Here is an 18313-nt window from a genome sequence, read left to right on the forward strand (position 1 = left end):
TTTGGGGATTACCTGTTTCCAGTTGGAGAATCGTCTGGGGATGACAACAATAGAACTGACCTGGTCAGCCCGGTAAAGTTCCAGGCAGCCGGTATCAGGGAAGGCTGACCTGTTTTGTCAGGCATTCTGGAGAATCAGAGTGCAGACGAGCTTTGTCGTCATTTGAACGGTCGAATAAATATTGAAGCAGTCGTATACACCGATGCAAGCCTTGCATATCACAGCCCTTGTAGGAACTCTTCCATCCAGTCATCGTTGTTGACCAGTTCTGACTCTGTCGCCAATGAATCCAATGTCGCCAACGAATCCAAATCCCATGCCACTATTTCATCAAGCCCAAATGGGTCTCTTCTCCTGTTCTCGCTGGCTTCATGCCATTCTTTCCGTGTTTCTGAATCCACTGCGTAGCTCATTTTGCAGATAGCAATGCTTAATTCAACATAAGTCATTCGGCTTCGGTGGGGTTCCAGCAGTTCAAGTTCTGCATTTCCCAATTCGCGAAAACGATCCAGAGCTTCCATTGCCGCGTCAAAGTCAGATAGCGGCCCTTGAATGCGACGGTTGGCAACCTGGTTCCCTTGAGTTGATGTGCTTGCCCTTGCTGGAAGTCCTTGCTGAGGGATTGATGTTACTACTGGCGTTTTTGCTGCCTCAATCTGTTCCAACTTGGCAACCACCGCTTTCTTAACGAGGTCTGGAACCATGCCGTCTTTATCATCTTTGATAACCGGGCCGAGTGCCGTGCATAAACGGGCGTTTAGCTGGCCGCTGCTGGCATAGTGTTCAAGAGATGACCAGACCGCAGGCTTTAAGGGTTTATGGCAATTGATTAGTCTAATAATCAGAGAGGGTGCCACCAGGTGTGGTATTTTTTTCGGCTTGGCTTTCTTGGGCTCTTTGGTTCTCGCTTGCATTTGGGCTAATTTTGCCTCAAGCCTGATCGCATAGGGATCGCGCTTGTCCTGAGGCTTTTTATACCATTGTTCTGTGAACTCGGTTGCCTTGAAAAAGGCGGTTAACTGTTGCAATGTCCAGTTCTTGATAACAAAGCCGGTATCTCTCAGGGTAAACTTTGGATTTTGGAGTACCACCGGATCGCCATCGTCTGGCAAAACGGTTAGTCTGTGATTCTTGAATTGATATTCTGTTTGTTCAAGCTCAATTAACATGGCCGTGATAAAGCGCCACAGGCGTTCCTGGCCCGACATGGCGGGATCACCACCGACCATCACCCCTCTTTTATCATCTGTTGACGCTCGGTTTGAAAAGCAGAGATCCGGTATTTTCCCTTGTTCCGGTAGAGAGTGGTTGGTGAGCAGCATTCCTGCCAGCAACCGTTGCTGAATCGTGACATCAGGAGCGGTTTCAGGGGTAGCTTGATAGTCAAGACAGGCATCCATGAATTGCTGCATTTGGTGTGGTCCAAGCACCCGATGTAACCCGCGCCACTGTGAGATGGTGGGCAAGGTTTTGAATAGCTCATCCATCTTATCCGCGTATTTTGAGCGGTTATCTTCTGATTGTTGCCAGAGAATCTCCAGCATCGTGCGTTTGGATTGCGTGAAGTCAAATCGCTGGCCAAGCTGTTGGCAAAGTGGTTTTAATGCATACCACTGTTCCTGAGTCGGGGCTGGCTTCAGGTTTCTGCACAGTTCAAGGTATTCCTGCCTCTCAGATTCAGGGAGTTGCGTTAGTGCAAATTTTGTTAAAGCCAGTGGTGCAGGAATGGCTAATGCCTGAGTGAGTACTCCTTTGCAGCGTGGATTTTCACGATATTTTTCCATCCAGAACTGGATACCAGTTCCTCCATGGATAGCCAATATCGGTAGCAATGATTTCAGCGCAGCACGAACAGCCACTCTGTCATTTCGAGGACTCTTGTGGGCAGCCAGATATTGTTGGAATTCGGCAATTTTCATGCGCCATTTTGCGGGCCCGGAGAAGAACAGGGCCAGTGCTTTCATTTGACTCGATTCTAAAAGATCTTCATCACTATTGTCGTCTCCATGTTCAGTGGTACAACCATACTGATTAAGACATTGGCGCAGTGTCTTCTCATTTTCAGTCAGTTTTTCTGCTGAGGGCAAACCAAAACTGGCAAATATTCGGCAAGAAAGTTTCAGAATATTCTTATTTTCATCCGAGGGTAGCCAATGCACGAACGCTTCCACCTTCGCCTTGTCGGGCAAGCCTTTGCAATTACACATGGAGGAAAAGGCCCGCAGCAGTTCCAGGCTGAATTCGCCGTTCACCTTCCAGCACTCCCACGCCATGAACGCTTCCACCTTCGCTTTGTCGGGCAAGCCCCTACTGCTCATCATGGAGGAAAAGGCCCGCAGCAGTTCCAGGCTGAATTCGCCGTTCACCTTCCAGCACTCCCACGCTTTGAGCGCTTCCACCTTCGCTTTGTCGGGCAAGCCTTTGCCATTACACATGGAGGAAAAGGCCCGCAGCAGTTCCAGGCTGAATTCGCCGTTCACCTTCCAGCACTCCCACACCACGAACGCTTCCACCTTTGCTTTGTCGGGCAAGCCCCTACTGCTCATCATGGAGGAAAAGGCCCGCAGCAGTTCCAGGCTGAAGTCGCCGTTCACCTTCCAGCACTCCCACGCCACGAACGCTTTCACCTTCGCTTTGTCGGGCAAGCCTTTGCCATGACACATGGAGGAAAAGGCCCGCAGTAGTTCCAGGCTGAATTCGCCGTTCACCTTCCAGCACTCCCACGCCACGAACGATTCCACCTTCGCTTTGTCGGGCAAGCCTTTGCCATGACACATGGAGGAAAAGGCCCGCAACAGTTCCAGGCTGAAGTCGCCGTTCACCTTCCAGCACTCCCACGCCACGAACGATTCCACCTTCGCTTTGTCGGGCAAGCCTTTGCCATGACACATGGAGGAAAAGGCCCGCAGCAGTTCCAGGCTGAAGTCGCCGTTCACCTTCCAGCACTCCCACGCCACGAACGCTTCCATCTTCGCTTTGTCGGGCAAACCCCTACTGCTCATCATGGAGGAAAAGGCCCGCAGCAGTTCCAGGCTGAAGTCGCCGTTCACCTGCCAGCACTCCCACGCTTTGAGCGCTTCCACCTTCGCTTTGTCGGGCAAGCCTTTGCCATGACACATGGAGGAAAAGGCCCGCAGCAGTTCCAGGCTGAAGTCGCCGTTCACCTTCCAGCACTCCCACGCCACGAACGATTCCACCTTCGCTTTGTCGGGCAAGCCTTTGCCATGACACATGGAGGAAAAGGCCCGCAGCAGTTCCAGGCTGAATTCACCGTTCACCTTCCAGCACTCCCACGCCACGAACGCTTTTACCTTCGCTTTGTCGGGCAAGCCTTTGCAATGACACATGGAGGAAAAGGCCCGCAGCAGTTCCAGGCTGAATTCGCCGTTCACTTTCCAGCACTCCCACGCCACGAACGCTTCCACCTTCGCTTTGTCGGGCAAGGCTTTGCCATGACACATGGAGGAAAAGGCCCGCAGCAGTTCCAGGCTGAATTCGCCGTTCACCTTCCAGCACTCCCACGCCAAGAACGCTTCCACCTTCGTTTTGTCGGGCAAGCCTTTGCCATTACACATGGAGGAAAAGGCCCGCAGCAGTTCCAGGCTGAATTCGCCGTTCACCTTCCAGCACTCCCACGCCACGAACGCTGCCACCTTCGCTTGGTCGGGCAAGCCTTTGCCATTACACATGGAGGCAATCTGTTTCAAGCATGGGTTAGCAGCAATCGCCTGAATGTTTTCCTCGCTTTCTTCTGCAAACTTTTTTATCTGAGTCTTGGAATTGAGCATGCTGGTAAGGCAGCTGGTATTGGTAATCTGCTGGGGATTGACAGCTAAAAAGAACGTGTTGGCCTTGGCAAAATAGCCTTTGAAAGTCTGAGAATCTTTAACAATGCTGAAGTTTTTTAACTTGGAAAAGAGGGAGTGTGCGGGCGGCTTTCCCCTGTCTCGCGCTAACTGGATTTTCCTGTCTTTGAGGTTTTTCAGAAGAGTCCCGGCATTCGTTAATATTGCTTGAATTTCTTGATTATTTAAATGTGTTCGCAGTTCATTTTGCTGGCTTACAGGAAATTCTGAAATTGATATTTCACTGTTAATTTCTGTAGTGAGCGGTAGATCCTCCATTGGTTCAGGCATGACCTGCACCATCGCTGAGGTATGTTCATTGCCAGTTAATAGCCTGTTGTCGCTGACTGTTGGTAGATTTCTTGATAGGAAACTGATCACTCCCGGAAGCCTGGAAGCTGGGTCAGCAGGCATGGCCGGTTCGGTCTCCATTGGCTCCGGATTAGCAGGTAGCGAAGTTGCAGAACACACAATACGCCTGCTGTTGTCAGTAACACGCCTGCGCTTTATGGATGGGATGGGCCCGGATTCAGATTGCAGTTGATGCGGTGGCAATGTTCCAGTGCCCGTTGTTGTCTGTTCCACCTGGTAACCTGACATGGATCGCTTTCTTTTTTGTTTTCGGCTGTTTGCTGGCCGGTGCCTTCCGGCTTCAGTGGCTGTTAACGGGGATGCCGTGTCTGCGGTTACTGAGGAGGAAGGTGACTGCATGGTTTCTTCGGGGATTACCTGTTTGCAGTTGGAGAATCGTCTGGGGATGACAACAATAGAACGTAAACGCTAATTTAACCAGCGTAATAGCCAACCGGATCAGCTTATTCTTGAGATGCCTTCACTGACCAGGGTAGAAGCTGCTCCAGTTTCTCAACCGTTTCGGCACTGTAACTGGCATAGCCGTCAGTTTGCAGGTAACCGCTGAACCCTTATTGTGGTAACCACAACAAGGGTTGGATTCCCGAGCATTGCGGATTCCAGAATGGTTTGCAACCCTTTTCGTTTAAAGTTGCAAGCGCTGGCAACCCTTCTGAATAATAATGAGCCTCGGACAAAACAGTAGTCTACTTTTTATATTCTTTACAGCTTGAATTCAGGAATAATTATGGATAGAGGTGCTGATGGTATAAGTTGGCAAGATACAACATTCGGTAATGATTATAAACAACCTGCTGTGGTCCCTGGCAAAACTGGGTGAGGCCATTGAGCTGAGCATGGTTAAATCTACGTTCGATGCTCTTGTCGACAGAATCAGTGAAAGCCCTCAGTTCTCTCAACAAGGTATATTGATGTCTCTCTGGGGAGTCATGGTATTTTGTGCCAGGTTTTATCTTTATGATGGCAATAAAAGCGCACTTGAAAAGCACATCGGTGACCTGTTAGCTCGCCTGGAAAACACATTCCCAATAGATACAGAGGATGCATCCATCGTTGCCATGGCTACCAGCTGGCTTGGCAGAGCGTGTCCGGTCGTCCCCCATTACCCGACAATTATTTCACAACCGCAATCCAACTTCCGCGATCAACTGCAATCAAGCTTGCCGTCTTTGAAGATTGAAGAAGAAAAGAGTTTAAACTCATTACCTCCGGTTGACCTGCTACTGCCAGATTACAACCTGGTGATCGACATTCAGGGACCTTATCATTATGTGAGTGGTGATTTCAAAACCAGGAATGGTTCGACGTTGCTGAAAATTGCCCTGCTGCAGAAATCAGGATTTGAGGTAATTGAAATCCCGGTGAACAAGCTTGTCAACCAGAAGTCAATAAAAACAGTGATTGAGCAGGTAAAGACCAAGTTAACCGCCCTGCCAGAGGCTCGTGGCTTTGTGTCATTTAACAGGGACGAGGAGTCGGCAGATGAGGCATATTTTACTGCCGAAGAGTATTTGGAAGAGCCAACAGATAAACCAAAAAGAAAAAAGAACAGAAGAAAAGCCGGTAAAACTTATTTACATAAGCATTAATTAAACCAGAGTTTATAGACACTCAGATAAGATGAACTATAAACAAGACAGCAGTCTACTTTTTATATTTTCCATGAACGAATGAAATATAAATATGGATAGAGGCGGTGCTGGTATACGTCAGAAATACACGACATCCGGTAATGATTATAAACAACCGGACGATCATGCCTGTAATTCAGGGAGTGGGCAATGCAGGTATGGCACAGTCAGGCAGGTGGATGCGCCACGAACCTATCTCCAAAAGCGTAATGAATATCATCCTGCATCTGACGCCTGCTCTGCTAACCATCCACCAGGACATTCGATAAAACCTGTTCATGGTTTTAATGCTCTCATCACACCAGAAAAAATGGCTTGGCTGGCGTGGATATCGGCTCGTTATGGTGACCACGATGATGGTAGAAATCATGGTCAATTTGCCTGCTCAATCAAACGGTATACATCAGAGGCAAAACGACCATTAAATCATAGTGAACAACGCCAACTGATACCATTGTTGCACGCTTTTAAAGTGACACCTGGGTGGTCCTGGCGAAGTCTGACCACAACGCTGCATTCATTTACGTCCGCGGGTGTTTTTACCCCTCATAAATACGGGTATGGGGCAACTCAAGCCGCTTTACTGTCAACGTTACTTGATGCATTAATCCTTAAGTGCAACCAAAAACCTGAAGCCAGTGATATTGATGTACAAGGTATCGCCAACCTGCTATGGGCCGCGGCGAAACTGGTGGACAATGGGCTGGTACTGGAGAAGACGCCGAAGCTGAAAGAGGCAGTGGCCGCGCTGTTGCCCCATGTACAAACCAAAGCTGAATCAAAAGTAGAGCACTTCAATCCACAGGAAGTCACCAACCTGCTGTGGGCGGTGGCGAAACTGGTGGGCAATGGGCTGAAGCTGGAGAAGATGCCGAAGCTGAAAGAGGTCGTGACCGCGCTGTTGCCCCATGTGAAAACCAAAGCCGAATCAAAAAAAGACCAATTCAAGTCACAGGAAGTCGCCAACCTGCTGTGGGCCGTGGCGAAACTGGTGGACAATGGGCTGAAGCTGGAGAAGACACCGAAGCTCAAAGAGACCGTGACCGCGCTGTTGCCCCATGTGAAAACCAAAGTCGAATCAAAAGAAGGGAAAGACCACTTTATTCCTCAGCATATCGCCAACCTGCTGTGGGCCCTGGCGAAACTGGTGGACAACGGGCTGGAACTTGAGAAAACACCGAAGCTCAAAGAAGCCATCGTCACGCTGCTGCTCAGGGGGAAAACCAAAGCCGAATCAAAAGAAGACAAAGACCACGTTAATCCTCAGCAAATCACCAACCTGATATGGGCCTTGGCGAAACTGGTGAGCAACGGGCTGGAGCTGGAGAAGACAGCGATGCTCAAAGAAGTCGTGCCCGCGCTGTTTTACCATGTGAAAACCAAAGCCGAATCAAAAGAAGAGACAAACCACTTTATTCCTCAAAATATTGCCAACCTGCTGTGGTCGGTGGCGAAACTGGTGGACAATGGTCTGAAGCTGGAGAAGGCAGTGAAGCTCAGAGAGGCCGCGGCCGTGCTATTACCCCATGTGAAAACCAAGGCCGAATCAAAAGAAGAGAAAGACCACTTTATACCACAGGACGCTGCGAACTTGCTGTGGGCCTTGGCGAAACTGGTGGAAAACGGGCTGGAGCTGGAAAAGACCGCGATGCTCAAAGAGGCCGTGGCCGCGCTGTTGCCCCATGTGCAAACCAAAGCCGAATCAAAAGATGAGAAAGACCACTTCAAGCGACAGGAAGTTGCCAACCTGCTGTGGGCCTTGGCGAAACTGGTGGACAATGGGTTGAAGCTGGAGAAGATGCCGAAGCTCAAAGAGGCCGTGGCCGCGCTATTGCCTCATGTGAAAACCAAAGCTGAATCAAAAGAAGAGAAAGACCACTTCAACACTCAAGGTAGCGCCAATCTGCTTTGGGCCTTGGCGACACTGGTGGACAATGGGCTGGAGCTGGAGAAGACAGCGAAGCTGCAAGAGACCGTGGCTGCGCTGTTGTCCCAGGTGCAAACCAAAGCCGAAGCAAAAGAAGAGAAAGACCACTTCAAGCTAAAGGAAGTCGCCAACCTGCTGTGGGCTGTGGCGAAACTGGGTGAGGCCATTGAGCTGAGCCTGGTTCAATCTACGTTCGATCCTCTTGTCGGTAGAATCAGTAAAAACTCTCAATGCTCTCGGCAAGATATATCGATGTCTCTCTGGGGGGTCATGGCATTCTGTGCCAGATTTTATCTGGACTCAGGTAGCAATGATAAAAACCCGCTTGAAAAGCACATAGGTGAACTCTATTCTCGCCTGGAAAATGCCTGCCCGGGCAGTACAGAGGTTCAAACCGTTATCATTGCCATGGCCGCAAGTTGGCTTGGAAGAGCGTGTCCGGTGGTCCCCCATTACCAGATATCCATTTCCGAATCACAAGCCACTTTCCGCGATCAACTCCAATCAAGCCTTCCGTCTTTGCAGATTGAAGAAGAAAAGAGTCTGAACTCATTACCTCCGGTTGACCTGCTACTGCCAGATTACAACATGGCTATTGACGTTCAGGGACCTTCTCATTACGTGAGTGGTGATTACAAAACCAGGAACGGTTCAACGTTGCTGAAAATTGCCCTGCTGCAAAAATTAGGACTTGAAGTCATTGAAATTCCGTCGAACAAGCTTTGGAAACAGGATTCAATGAAAATAGTTATTGAGCAAATACAGGCAAAGTTAGCCGTCCTGCCAAAGGCTCATGGCTCTGTGTCACTTAACAGCAGCGAGTGGGTGGCAGACGAGGCATATTTTACTGCCGATGATGGAGGGCAATTTTCAGATGACTGTTATTTTACCGCCGAAGAATATTTAGAAGAGCAAACCAAAAAGCCCAAAAAAAGAAAAAGGAAGAGAAAAAAGCCAGTAAAAATTGCTGCCTGCTGATGCCGTAGAATAGTCTACTTTTTATATTTTCGATGAATTAATGAAATATAATTATGGACAGAGGCGGTGCCGGTATAAGTTGGAAATACACAACTTCAGGTAATGATTACAAACAACCAGACGTTCATGCCAGTGCTTCAGGGAGTGGGCAATACAGGCATGGCACAGTCAGAAAGATAAATGTGCCACCGTCCTGCATCCAGAAGCGTAATGAAGGTTATCCTGCTTCTGACACCTGCTCTGCTAACCATCCACCAGGAACCCATCCACCAGGGCATTCAATAAAACCTGTTTATGGTTTTAATGCTCTCCTCACACCAGAAAAAATGGATTGGCTGGTGAGGGGATCTGCTCGTTATGGTGATCACTATGATGGTAAAACACACAGTCAATTTGCCTGTTCAATCAAACAATACACATCAAGGGCAAAACGACCATTAAATCCTAGTGAACAACGCCAACTGATACCATTGTTGCACGATTTTAAAGTGACACCCGGGTGGTCCTGGCGAAGCCTGACAACAACGCTTCATTCATTGACTTCAGCGGATGTTTTGACCCCTCATAAATACATGAATAAGGGGGATAGGGAAACTCAAGCTGCTTTACTGTCAAATTTACTTGATGCAGTAATACATAAGTGCAACCAAAAACCTGAAGCCAGTGATATTGATATACGAGGTGTCGCCAACCTGCTGTGGGCCTTGGTGAAGCTGGTGGACAATGGGCTGGAGCTGAAGAAGGCACCAAAGCTGATAGCGGCAGTGGCTGCGCTGTTGCCCCATGTGCAAACCAAAGCTGAATCAAAAGAAGAAAAAGACTGCTTTATTCCTCAGCATATCACCAACCTGTTGAGGGCCCTGGCGAAGCTGGTGGGCAACGGGCTGAAGCTTGAAAAAACACCGAAGCTCAAAGAGACCGTGGCCGCGCTGTTGCCCCATGTGAAAACCAAAGCCGAATCAAAAGAAGAGAAAGACCACTTCAAGCGACAGGAAGTTGTCAACCTGCTGTGGGCCTTGGCGAAACTGGTGGACAATGGGCTGAAGCTGGACCAGATGCCGAAGCTCAAAGAGGCCGTGGCCGCGCTATTGCCCCATGTGAAAACCAAAGCCAAATCAAAAGAAGAACAAGACCACTTCAGGCCACAGGAAGTCGCCAACCTGCTTTGGGCCGTGGTGAAACTGGTGGAAAACGGGCTGAAACTGGAGAAAACACCGAAGCTCAAAGAGACCGTGGCCGCGCTGTTGCCTCATGTGAAGACCAAAGCCGAATCAATAGAAGAGAAAGACTGCTTCAAGCCACAGGAAGTCGCCAACCTGCTGTGGGCCGTGGCGAAACTGGTGGACAACGGGCTGAAACCGGAAAAAACACCGAAGCTCAAAGAGGTCGTGGCCGCGTTGTTATACCAAGTGACAACCAAAGCCAAATCAAAAGAAGAGAAAGACCACTTCAAGCCACAGGAAGTCGCCAACCTGCTGTGGGCCGTGGCGAAACTGGTGGACAACGGGCTGGAGCTGGAGAAGACAGCGAACAGTAAAGAGGCCGTGGCTGCGCTGTTGTCCCATGTGAAAACCAAAGCCGAATCAGAAGAAAAGAAAGACCAATTCAAGCTACAGGAAGCTACCAACCTGCTGTGGGCAGTAGCGAAACTGGTGGACAACGGGCTGGAGAAGACACAGAAGTGCAAAGAGGCCGTGACTGCGCTGTTGTCCCATGTGAAGACCAAAGCCGAATCAAAAGAAGAGAAAGACCACTTCAAGCCACAGGAAGTCGCCAACCTGCTGTGGGCAGTGGCGAAACTGGTGGACAACGGGCTGGAGCTGGAGAAGAAACCGAAGCTCAAAGAGGCCGCAGCTGTGCTGTTACCCCATGTGAAAACCAGAGCCGAATCAAAAGAAGAGAAAGACCACTTTATTCCTCAGCATATCACCAACCTGTTGTGGGCCCTGGCGACACTCGTAGACAAAGGGCTGGAGAAGACACCGGAGCTCAAAGAGGGCGTGGCCGTGCTGTTGTGCCATGTGAAAACCAAAGCCGAATCAAAAGAAGAGATAGACCACTTCAAGCCACAGGGAGTCACCAATCTGCTGTGGGCCGTGGCGAAACTGGTGGACAACGGGCTGGAACTGGAGAAGACAGCGAAGCTCACGGAGGCCGTGGTCGCGCTATTAACCCAGGTGAAAATCAAAGCCGAATCAAAAGAAGAGAAAGACCACTTTATGCCTCAGCATATTGCCAACCTGCTGTGGGCCATGGCGAAACTGGTGGACAATGGGCTAGAGCTGAAGAAGACAGCGAAGTTCAAAAAGGCCCTGGCCGCACTGCTGCCCCAGGTGAAACTCAAAGCCGAATCAAAAGAAGCGAAAGACCACTTCAAGTCACAGGGAGTCGTCAACCTGTTGTGGGCGCTGGCGAAACTGGTGGACAACGGGCTGGGGCTGGATTACAGACCGAAGCTCAATGAGGTCGTGGCCGCACTGTTGCCTCATGTGAAAACCAAAGCCGAAGCAAAAAAAGAGCAAGACCCCTTCAACACTCAAGGTAGCATCAACCTGCTGTGGGCCTTGGCAACACTGGCGGACAGCGGGTTGGTGCTGGAGAAGACAGCGAAGCTGAAAGAGGCCGTGCCCGCGCTGTTGCATCATGTGCAAACCAGAGCTGAGTCAAAAGAAGAGAGAGACGACTTCAACACTCAAGGTAACATCAACCTGCTGTGGGCCCTGGCGAAACTGGGTGAGGCCATCGAGCTGAACCTGGTTCAATCTACGTTCAATTTTCTTGTCGACAGAATCAGTAAAAATCCTCAACTCACTCAGCAAGATATATCGATGTCTCTCTGGGGAGTCATGGCATTCTGTGCCAGATTTTATCTGGATTCAGGCAGTAATGATAAACACTCCCTTGAAAAGCACATAGGTGAACTATTTTTCCGTCTGGGCAGTATGTTTCCGGGCAATATGCAGGTTCAATCCGTCATGGCCATGGCCGCAAGCTGGCTTGGCAGAGCGTGTCCGGTGGTCCCCCATTACCAGCCAGTCATTTCAGAATTACAAGCCACTTTCCGCGATCAACTCCAATCAAGCCTTCCGTTGTTGAAGATTGAAGAAGAAAAGAGTCTGAACACATTACCTCCGGTTGACCTGCTGCTGCCAGATTACAACATGGTGATCGACGTTCAGGGACCTTTTCATTACGTGAGTGGCGATTTCACAACCAGGAATGGCTCGACGTTGCTGAAAATCGCCCTGCTGCAGAAATTGGGATTTGAGGTCATTGAAATCCCGGTGAACAAGATTGATAACCAGGATTCAATCAAAACAGTTATTGAGCAAATAAAGGCAAAGTTAGCCGTCCTGCCAAAGGCTTATGGCTCTGTGTCACTTAACAGCAGCGAGTGGGCGGCAGATGAGGCATATTTTACTGCCGATGATGGAGGGCAATTTTCAGATGACTGTTATTTTACCGCCGAAGAATATTTAGAAGAGCAAACCAAAAAGCCCAAAAAAAGAAAAAGGAAGAGAAAAAAACAGTAAAAACTGCTGTCTGCTGATGCCCTGGAATAGTCTACTTTTTATATTTTCAATGAATTAATGAAATATAATTATGGACAGAAGTGGTTCTGGTATAAGTTGGCAACACACAACTTCAGGCCATGATTACAAACAACCAGACGTTCAGGCCAGTGCTTCAGGGAGAGGGCAATACAGGCATGGCACAGTCAGAAAGGTGAATCCGCCACCGTCCAATATCCAGAAGCGTAATAAAGGTCATCCTGCTTCTGACGCCTGTTCTGCTAACCATCCACAAGGACATTCAATAAAACCTGTTCCTGATTTTAAAGCTCTCATCACACCAGAAAAAATGGATTGGCTGGCGGGGGAGGGGGGTTATGATGATCACTATGACGGTAGAAATCATGGTCAATTTGCCTGTTCAATCAAACACTACGCATCAGGGTCAAAACGACCATTAAATCTTAGTGAACAACACCAACTGATACCATTGTTGCACGATTTTAAAGTGACACCCGGGTGGACCTGGAAAAGCCTGACAACGACGCTTCATTCATTTACTTCAGCAGGTGTTTTTATCCCTCATAAATACATGGATGAGGGGGATAGGGAAATTCAAGCCGTTTTACTGTCAGCTTTACTGGATGCAGTAATATTTAAGTGCAACCAAAAACCTGAAGCCAGGGATATTATTGATGCCCAAGGTACCGCCAACGTGCTGTGGGCCGTGGCGAAACTGGTGGACAATGGGCTAGCACTGAAGAATACACCGAAGCTGAAAGAGGCCGTGGCCGCGCTGTTGCCCCTAGTGCAAACCAAAGCTGAATTAAAAGAAGCGAAAGACCACTTTATACCTCAACATATCTCCAACCTGCTGTGGGCCATGGCGAAATTGGTGGACAACGGACTGGAGCTGAAGACAACGAAGCTCGAAGAGGCTCTGGTCGCACTGCTGCCTCAGGTGAAAACCAAAGCCGAATCAAAATCAACAAAAGAGAAAGACCACTTCCAACCGAGGGGAGTCGCCAACCTCCTGTGGAGCTTGGCAAAACTGGTGGACAACGGGTTGAAGCTGGACAAGATGTCGAAGCTCGAAGAGGCCGTGGCCGCGCTGTTGCCCCTTGTGAAAACCAAAGCCGAATCAAAAGAAGAGAAAGACCACTTCAAGCCACAGGAATTTGCCAATCTACTGTGGGCATTGGCGAAACTGGTGGACAATGGGTTGAAGATGGACAAGATGTCGAAGCTCGAAGAGGGCGTGGCCACGCTGTTGCCCCATGTGAAAACCAAAGCCGAATCAAAAAAAGAGAAAGACCACTTCAAGCGACAGGAAGTTGCCAACCTGCTGTGGGCCTTGGCGAAACTGGTGGACAACGGGCTGGAGCTGGAGAAGAAACCGAAGCTCAAAGAGGCCGTGGCCGCGCTATTGCCCCATGTGAAAACCAAAGCCAAATCAAAAGAAGAGAAAGACCATTTCAAGCGACAGGAAGTTGCCAACCTGCTGTGGGCCTTGGCGAAACTGGTGGACAATGGGTTGAAGCTGGACAAGATGCCGAAGCTCAAAGAGGCCGTGGCCGCGCTATTGCCCCATGTGAAAACCAAAGCCGAATCAAAAGAAGAGAAAGACCACTTCAAGCCACAGGAAGTTGCCAATCTACTGTGGGCCTTGGCGAAACTGGTGGACAACGGGCTGGAGCTGGAGAAGACAGCGGGTAGTAAAGAAGCCGTGACTGCGTTGTTGTCCCATGTGAAAACCAAAGCCAAATCAAAAAAAGAGAAAGACCACTTTATTCCTCAGCATATCGCCAACCTGATGTGGGCCGTGGCGGCACTCGTGGACAACGGGCTGGAGCTGAAGAAGACAGCGGATAGTAAAGAGGTCGTGACTGCGCTGTTGTCCCATGTGAAAACCAAAGCCGAATCAAAAAAAGAGAAAGACCACTTCAACCCACAGGGAGTCACCAACCTGCTGTGTGCCTTGGCGAAACTGGTAGACAATGTGCCGGAGCTGGAGAAGACGCCGCAGCTCAAAGAGGTCGTGGCCATGCTGTTGTGCCATGTGAAAACCAAAGCCGAATCAAAAGAAGAGAAAGACCACTTCAACACTCAAGGTATCGCCAACCTGGTGTGGGCCGTGGCGAAACTGGCGGACAATGGGCTGGAGCTGGAGATGACACCGAAGCTCAAAGAGTCCCTGGCCGCACTGCTGCCCCATGTGAAAACCAAAGCTGAATCAAAAGAAGACAAAGACCACTTTATTCCTCAGCATATCGCCAATCTGCTGTGGGCTGTGGCGAAACTGGGTGAGGCCATTGAGCTGAGTCTGGTTCAATCTACGTTCGATTCTCTTGTCGGTGGAATCAGTAAAAGCTTCTCAACTCTCTCAGCAAGATATATTGATGTCTCTCTGGGGAGTCATGGCATTCTGTGCCAGATTTTATCTGGGCTCAGATAGCAATGATAAAAACCCGCTTGAAACGCACATAGGTGAACTCTATTCTCGCTTGGAAAAAAATACTGACAATACAGAGAATCAATCTATCATTGCCATGGCCGCAAGCTGGCTTGGCAGAGCGTGTCCGGTGGTCCCCCATTACCAGATAGCCATTTCAGAATTGCAATCCACTTTCTGCGATCAACTCCAATCAAGCCTTCCGTTGTTGAAGATTGAAGAAGAAAAGAGTCTGAACTCATTACCTCCGGTTGACCTGCTGCTGCCAGATTACAACATGGTGATCGACGTTCAGGGACCTTTTCATTACGTGAGTGCTGATTTCAAAACCAGGAATGGCTCGACGTTGCTGAAAATCGCCCTGCTGCAAAAAGCAGGATATGAGGTCATTGAAATCCCAGTGAACAAGATTGATAGCCAGGATCCAATCAAAACAGTTATTGAGCAAATAAAGGCAAAGTTAGCCGTCCTGCCAAAGGCTCATGGCTCTGTGTCTCTTAACAGCGGCGAGTGGGAGGTAGACGAGGCACATTTTACCGTCGAAGAATATTTAGAAGAGCAAACCAAAAAGCCCAAAAAAAGAAAAAGAAAAAGAAAGAGAAAAAAGCCAGTAAAAACGGCTGCCTGCTGATGCCCTGGAATAGTCTACTTTTTATATTTTCAATGAATTAATGAAATATAATTATGGACAGAGGTGGTGCTGGTATAAGTTGGAAACACACAACTTCAGGCCATGATTACAAACGACCGGATGATCATGCCGGTGCTTCAGGGAGTGGGCAATACAGGTATGCCCCGGTCAGGCAGGTGAATGTGCCACGCCCCTATCTCCGGAAGCATAATGAATGTCACCCTGCTTCTGACGCCTGCTCTGCTAACCATACATCAGGACATTCAATAAAACCTGTTCACGGTTTTCATGCCCTCATCACACCAGAAAAAATGGCTTGGCTGGTGAGGCTATCTGCTCGTTATGGTGATCACTATGATGGTAAAACACACAGTCAATTTGCCTGTTCAATCAAACAATACACATCAGGGGCAAAACGATTATTAAATCAAAGTGAACAATGCCAACTGATACCATTGTTGCACGATTTTAAAGTGACACCCGGGTGGACCTGGCGAAGCCTGATAACAATGCTTCATTCATTTACTTCAGCGGGTGTTTTGACCCCTCATAAATACATGAACAAGGAGGATAGGGAAACTCAAGCCGCTTTACTGTCAAACTTACTTGATACAGTAATACATAAGTGCAACCAAAAACCTGAAACCAGGGATATTGATGCACAAGGTACCACCAACCTGCTGTGGGCCCTGGCGAAACTGGTGAACAATGGGCTGGAGCTGGAGAAAACACCGAAGCTCAAAGAGGCCGTGGCCGCGCTGTTGCCCCGGGTAAAAACCAAAGCCGAATCAAAAGCAGAGAAAGACCATTTCAAACCGCAGGAAATCGCGAGCCTGCTGTGGGCCATGGCGAAATTGGTGGACAACGGACTAGAGCTAAAGAAGACAGCGCAGCTCAAAGAGGCCGTAGTCGCACTGTTGCCCCAGGTAAAAACCAAAGCCGAATCAAAAGCAGAGAAAGACCACTTTGATGCCCAGCATATCGCCAACCTGCTGTGGGCGGTGGCGAAATTGGTGGACAACGGGCTGGAGTGGGAGAAGACAACGAACTTCAAAGAGGCCCTGGCTGCGCTGCTGCCCCAGGTGAAAAAGAAAGCCGAAGCAAAAGAAGAGAAAGACCGTTTCAAGACACAGGAAGTCGCCAATCTATATTGGGCCATGGCAAAACTGGTGGACAATGGGCTGGCGCTGGAGAAGACACCGAAGCTCAAAGAGGCTGTGGTCGCATTGTTGCCCCATTTGAAAGCCAAAGCCCAATCAAAAGAAGAGAAGGATAACTTTATTCCTCAGTATATCTCCAACCTGCTGTGGGCCCTGGCGAAACTGATAGATAACGGGCTGGAACTGGAGAAGACACCAAAGCTCAAAGAGGCCGTGGCCGCGCTGCTGCCCAAGGTGAAAAACAAAGCCGAATCAAAAGAAGATAAAGACCATTTTATGCCACAGCATATCACCAATCTGCTGTGGGCCGTGGCGAAAATGGTGGACAACGGGCTGGAGCTGAATAAGACAGCGAAACTCAGAGAGGCCGTGGCCGCGCTATTACCCCATGTGAAAATCAAAGCCGAATCAAAAGAAGAGAAAGACCACTTTATGCCTCAACACATCTCCAACCTGCTGTGGGCCATGGCGAAATTGGTGGACAACGGACTGGAGCTGACGAAGACAGCGAAGCTCCAAGCGGCCTTGGTTGCACTGCTGCCTCAGGTGAAAATCAAAGCCGAATCAAAAGAAGAGAAAGACCACTTCAAGTCACAGGCAGTCGCCAACCTGCTGTGGGCACTGGCGAAACTGATGGATAACGGGCTGGGGAACAAACCGAAGCTCAATGAGGTCGTGGCCGCACTGTTGCCCCAGGTAAAAACCAAAGCTGAATCCAAAAAAGAGAAAGACCACTTCAACACTCAAGGTAGCATCAACCTGCTGTGGGCCTTGGCAACACTGATGAACGACGGGCTGGTGCTGGAGAAGACAGCGAAGCTTAAAGAGGTGGTGTCTGTGCTGTTGTATCATGTGAAAACCAAAGCGGAATCAAAAGAAGAGAGAGACGATTTCAACACTCCGGGTACCATCAACCTGCTGTGGGCCATGGCGAAACTGGGTGAGGCCATTGAGCTGAACATGGTTCAATCTATGTTCGATTTTCTTGTCGACAGAATCAGTAAAAACCCTCAACTCTCTCAGCAAAATATATCGATGTCGCTCTGGGGAGTCATGGTATTTTGTGCCAGGTTTTATCTGGACTCAGGCAGCAATGATAAACACTCGCTTGAAAAGCACATAGGTGAACTATTTTCCTGCCTGGTCAATACACCCCCGGGCAATATACAGGTTCAATCCGTCATTGCCATGGCCGCAAGCTGGCTTGGCAGAGCGTGTCCGGTGGTCCCCCATTACCAGACAGACATTTCTGAATTGCAATCCACTTTCCGTGATCAACTCCAATCAAGCCTTCCGTTGTTGAAGATTGAAGAAGAAAAGAGTCTGAACTCATTACCTCCGGTTGACCTGCTGTTGCCAGATTACAACACGGTTATCGATGTTCAGGGACCTTTTCATTACGTGAGTGCTGATTTCAAAACCAGGAATGGTTCGACTTTGTTGAAAATCGCCCTGCTGCAGAAATTGGGATTTGAGTTCATTGAAATCCCGGTGAACGAGCTTGATAACCAGGAGTCAATGAAAACAGTTATTGAGCAAATAAAGTCAAAGTTAGCCATCCTGCCAGAAGCTCATGGCCCTGTGTCACTTAACAGCAGCGAGTGGGCGGCAGATGAGGCATATTTTACGGCCGATGATGGAGGGCAATTTTCAGATGACTGTTATTTTACCGCTGAAGAATATTTAGAAGAGCAAATAAAAAAGCCCAAAAAAAGAAAAAGGAAAAGGAAAAAGCCAGCAAAAACTGCTGCCTGCTGATACCGTAGAATAGTCTATTTTTATATTTTCCATGAATTAATGAAATG

At 48.9% G+C, this 18313-nt stretch carries 7 protein-coding genes and 1 pseudogene; 7 read left to right on the forward strand and 1 reads right to left on the reverse strand.

All coding sequences use genetic code 11. The features are described 5' to 3' along the window. Positions 1–114: 114 nt before the first annotated feature. Positions 115–270 (forward strand): annotated as a pseudogene (locus tag O3276_RS17600) (IS1595-like element ISEnu2 family transposase); the annotation flags it as partial. Here O3276_RS17600 and O3276_RS17605 read toward each other — a convergent pair. Then, complete coding sequence (locus O3276_RS17605) at positions 219–4556, reverse strand: hypothetical protein (protein WP_269672506.1); 4338 nt, start codon at positions 4554–4556, stop codon at positions 219–221. The pseudogene O3276_RS17600 and the gene O3276_RS17605 sit on opposite strands and share 52 nt — an antisense overlap. Before the next feature lie 437 nt (positions 4557–4993). Here O3276_RS17605 and O3276_RS17610 point away from each other — a divergent pair, with 437 nt between their 5' ends. The 6 genes from O3276_RS17610 (at position 4994) to O3276_RS17635 (ending at position 18266) form a co-directional block, all read left to right on the forward strand. Then, complete coding sequence (locus O3276_RS17610) at positions 4994–5806, forward strand: RAP domain-containing protein (RefSeq protein ID WP_269672507.1); 813 nt, start codon at positions 4994–4996, stop codon at positions 5804–5806. A gap of 94 nt (positions 5807–5900) precedes the next feature. After that, the gene (locus tag O3276_RS17615; RefSeq protein WP_269672508.1) at positions 5901–8753 is read left to right on the forward strand and encodes an RAP domain-containing protein; all 2853 of its coding nucleotides are present in this window, start codon (positions 5901–5903) and stop codon (positions 8751–8753) included. A gap of 53 nt (positions 8754–8806) precedes the next feature. Then, the gene (locus O3276_RS17620; protein ID WP_269672509.1) at positions 8807–12286 is read left to right on the forward strand and encodes an RAP domain-containing protein; all 3480 of its coding nucleotides are present in this window, start codon (positions 8807–8809) and stop codon (positions 12284–12286) included. A 70-nt stretch (positions 12287–12356) separates the two neighbouring features. Further along, a complete protein-coding gene (locus tag O3276_RS17625) occupies positions 12357–14720 on the forward strand; it encodes a DUF1601 domain-containing protein (protein ID WP_269672510.1) in 2364 nt (787 codons plus the stop codon). Beyond that, positions 14665–15348, forward strand: coding sequence for an RAP domain-containing protein (locus tag O3276_RS17630; protein ID WP_269672511.1), 684 nt, complete (start codon positions 14665–14667; stop codon positions 15346–15348). Before O3276_RS17625 ends, O3276_RS17630 begins: the two co-directional genes overlap by 56 nt. Positions 15349–15401: 53 nt before the next feature. Next, positions 15402–18266: an RAP domain-containing protein gene (locus tag O3276_RS17635; protein WP_269672512.1), complete on the forward strand. Its 2865-nt coding sequence runs from the start codon at positions 15402–15404 to the stop codon at positions 18264–18266. Positions 18267–18313: the final 47 nt, after the last annotated feature.

The organism is Endozoicomonas sp. GU-1, assembly GCF_027366395.1.
Taxonomy (GTDB): Bacteria; Pseudomonadota; Gammaproteobacteria; order Pseudomonadales; family Endozoicomonadaceae; genus Endozoicomonas.

Excerpts from the sequence above, each read along its gene's own strand:
- O3276_RS17620 (WP_269672509.1), top strand. The coding sequence starts at position 8,807 with ATGGACAGAGGCGGTGCCGGTATAAGTTGGAAATACACAACTTCAGGT.
- O3276_RS17615 (WP_269672508.1), top strand. The coding sequence starts at position 5,901 with ATGGATAGAGGCGGTGCTGGTATACGTCAGAAATACACGACATCCGGT.
- O3276_RS17625 (WP_269672510.1), top strand. The coding sequence starts at position 12,357 with ATGGACAGAAGTGGTTCTGGTATAAGTTGGCAACACACAACTTCAGGC.
- O3276_RS17610 (WP_269672507.1), top strand. The coding sequence starts at position 4,994 with ATGATTATAAACAACCTGCTGTGGTCCCTGGCAAAACTGGGTGAGGCC.
- O3276_RS17635 (WP_269672512.1), top strand. The coding sequence starts at position 15,402 with ATGGACAGAGGTGGTGCTGGTATAAGTTGGAAACACACAACTTCAGGC.
- O3276_RS17630 (WP_269672511.1), top strand. The coding sequence starts at position 14,665 with ATGTCTCTCTGGGGAGTCATGGCATTCTGTGCCAGATTTTATCTGGGC.
- O3276_RS17605 (WP_269672506.1), bottom strand. The coding sequence starts at position 4,556 with ATGCAGTCACCTTCCTCCTCAGTAACCGCAGACACGGCATCCCCGTTA.